The organism is Xenorhabdus sp. NBAII XenSa04 (genome assembly GCF_963866145.1).
GTDB lineage: Bacteria > Pseudomonadota > Gammaproteobacteria > Enterobacterales > Enterobacteriaceae > Xenorhabdus > Xenorhabdus indica.
Genome location: NZ_CAWMEB010000001.1, coordinates 1 through 3,610, shown reverse-complemented (window position 1 = coordinate 3,610; position 3,610 = coordinate 1). Strand labels below are relative to the sequence as shown.

Sequence of the window (3,610 nt, the reverse complement as noted above, 5' to 3'; positions counted from 1 at the left end):
CCAGCCGTTTGTCCATTCCATCACCCAGTGCCAGTACAGCCGCCTCACGCACTGCCGGATACTCTGTCAGCCGGGTTTCAATTTCCCCCGGTTCGATACGGAAACCACGAATTTTCACCTGCTGGTCGTTACGGCCGAGGAATTCCAGATTGCCGTCCGGCAGATAACGCGCCAAATCGCCGGTGCGGTACATCCGCGCATCCGGGGTATCATTAAACGGATCGATGAGGAATCGTTCCGCCGTTAACTCAGGCCGGTTCAGATAGCCACAGGCCACCCCGTCTCCCCCCACATAAATCTCACCAATCGCCCCCAATGGTACGGGCTGACCATGACTATCCAACAAATACACCTGGGTATTGGCGATGGGCCGGCCAATGGGGAGCCGGATCATACCTTCTTCTAGTGCCTTGATAGGATACATTGTTGTAAAGGTGGTGCCTTCCGTCGGGCCATAGGCCTGCAACAGTTGTTGCGGAGGACGATGTTTCAGTACCTGAGCAATCAGCGGTAAATCGGGGATATCGCCGCCAAAAATCAGCGTCTTTATCTGCGGCAGCACTGGGGACAATTCTACCACCAGTCGGTTAAACAGCCCGATGGTCAGCCATAAGATCGTGATACGGTGGGTCTGTAAAGCCCGGACTAACTCCGCCGACGTCAATAAAGTGGTGTGATCAATGACTACCAATGCCCCTCCGTTGAGCAACGGCGCCCAGACCTCAAAAGTACTGGCATCAAACGCCGGGTTCGCCGTAAAAGCCACCCGATCATCCTGCTCAATGACCGCATAACCATTATTGATGACCAGCCTAACCACGGCACGGTGTGGCACCAGCACCCCTTTGGGTGTGCCGGTGGAGCCGGAGGTGTACATGATATAGGCCAATGCTGTGCTGGCACACGGTAAGTCAGGGTTAATACTATTTTGTTTACTGGCCGTCTTATCTTCATCAGCAAGACGCAGCAGCGGTACAACCAGGCCAGCCGGGGTTTCTGTCTGTGTATCGGTGAGTAACAATTTGGCAGTACAGTCATTGATCAGCCAGTTTTTCCGTTCATCTGGCATTCTGGGATCAAGGGGAACGTAAGCTGCACCGGCTTTAAGCACGGCCAGTTGCGCCACGACCAGCATGATGGAGCGCTCAAACAGCAGCACAATAGGATCGCCGGGGCAAACGCCCCGTTCGATTAACTGATGAGCCAACTGATTTGCCTGTGTATTCAGCTCACTGTAGTTCAGGACTTTATCGCCCGCTATCAGGGCTGTCGCTTGCGGCGTTTTTACCACCTGTTGTTCAAACAACTGATGAATACACAAGGCCGCAGGATACGGGGTTTCCGTTGTGTTCCAGGTAGTTAATAATAAAGTCCGCTCCGCTTGTGGCAAGATATCCAATGCCCGTACCGGTGTTTCCGGGGCTTGCTCCAGTGCGTCCACCAGACTTTCCAGCGCCTGCTGCATATAACTGCATACCCGTTCCGGCTCAAACGGCTGAACAACCTGAACTGTCAAGCCAAGCGCCTCACTAAAATCTTCCACTGACAGCACAACGGGGTAGTTGGTCCGCTCCTGGCCGTCTAATAACTCAGTCCCCTCCAGCGTATTATCCAACTGGTTCGATTGATCATTGTGCCGATAATTTAACAGAGCACTAAAAAGGGGCGTACCGGGTTCAACACCGCTGCATTGCTGAGCCAGCGCCAGTGACGCATGCTCATGAGTTAACAGTCCCGCCAGCCGGCGATGAGTGGCCTGTATACTGTCCCGTACAGGGGTGTCACCCATATCCAGCCGCAATGGCAGGGTATTGATAAACAATCCCATTCCTCCCTCTGTCCCTTCGCCGCCGGCCATGCGCCCAAACAGCACGGTGCCGAACACCACTTTTTCCTGTCCACTGGTGCGCGACAATACCTGGGCCCAGGCCAAATGACACAAGGCCGCCAGACTCACCCCTTGCTGCCGGGCCTGATGACGCAAACGATTATTCAATTCCGGGGCCAGCAGCCGGTAGGACTGCGTCACCTGTGTGCCATCACGATGCACCTCCGCCAGCCCAAATGGCAGCGTCGGCTCTTCTACCTCGGCTAACATCTCGCTAAAGAAACGTGTATGGGCTTCCTGACTCATGCCCAACCGGGCCTGTGCTACCAAATTGCGAAACGGCACGGGTGCAGCCAGGCTCTGCTCTTGTCCTGTCAGACAGGCCTGCACTTCACGGTGCATCACTTCCAGTGTTTCATGGTCGCCAATCAGGTGATGCAGTAATTGCAGGGCAATCCAACGTCCATCGGTTTCCTGCGCCACCACAAAGCGCAATAACGGCGCGTCGCTCAAGTCAAGACGATAATGACTGACGTTAAAACGGGCCGCCAATTGGCGGCTCACTGATCCCTCTGCTGTATCCAGTGTGAGTTCAGTCACTGATAAGGCAGCATGACGCCAGACGACCTGCACAGGCGCGGATAGGTTTTGCCAGATAAAAGCGGTGCGTAAAATATCGTGACGGTCAACCACCCGTTGCATTGCCGCCAGATAACGATCCAGAAACGCACGGTCAGCAAACGCCATCTGGCTACTCAACAGGTACGGATCCCCTTCGTGTGCCAGTAAATGGTGGAACAAAATCCCGTCCTGCAACGGCGATAAGGCGTAGATATCCTGAATATTCGCCACGCCGCCCGGCACTTGTTCAATAATATGGTCAATGTCCGCCTGGGTTAACTCTGCCAGCGGCAACATGGCCGGGGTCAGTTGCTGTGTATCGGGACTAATGACATTCTGCGGAATTTTGATGGTCTGATGCTGCCCCACTGTTTGTGCCAGTTCGGACAACACCGGCGACCGGAACAACTCTCGCGCTGTCAGGGCCAATCCCTGCTGACGCAGGCGCTCAATCATGCGCACCGCCAGCAGGGAGTGCCCCCCCAACGCAAAGAAGCTGTCATGGCGGCTGACCTGCTGCATACCCAGTAATTCACACCAAATCGCCGCCAGCGTCATTTCGGTTTCTCCCTGCGGGGCTTCATACGCCTGCCAGACAAAGGCCTCTCTATCCGGTGCCGGTAATGCCCGGCGATCCAGCTTACCATTCGGCGTCAACGGAAACGCGTCCAGACGCACAAAAGCGGCCGGCACCATATAATCCGGTAATACCGCGCTCAAATGCGTTCTCAGGCTGTTTGCCAGTTCCTCCTCCGCTTGTGCGACCACATAAGCCACCAGCCATTTTTCGGCGCCATCACCCAGTGCCAGTACTACCGCCTCACGCACTGCCGGATACTCGGCCAGCCGAGTTTCAATTTCCCCCGGTTCGATACGGAAACCGCGAATTTTCACCTGCTGGTCGTTACGGCCGAGGAATTCCAGATTGCCGTCCGACAGATAACGCGCCAAATCGCCGGTGCGGTACATGCGCGCATCCGGAGTATCATTAAACGGATCGATAAGGAACCGTTCCGCCGTTAACTCAGGCCGGTGCAGATAGCCACAGGCTACCCCATCTCCCCCCACATAAATCTCACCGGTTGTTCCCAACGGTACGGGCTGACCATGCTTATCCAGCAAATAAACCCGCGTATTGGCGATGGGCCGGCCAATGGGGAG

General features: G+C 55.4%; 1 protein-coding gene. It reads right to left on the bottom strand.

Annotation, left to right across the window (positions count from 1 at the left end; translation table 11 throughout):
• The coding region (locus tag AAC147_RS00005; RefSeq protein WP_047678107.1) for a non-ribosomal peptide synthetase at nt 1-3,610 on the bottom strand (3,610 nt) is incomplete at both ends.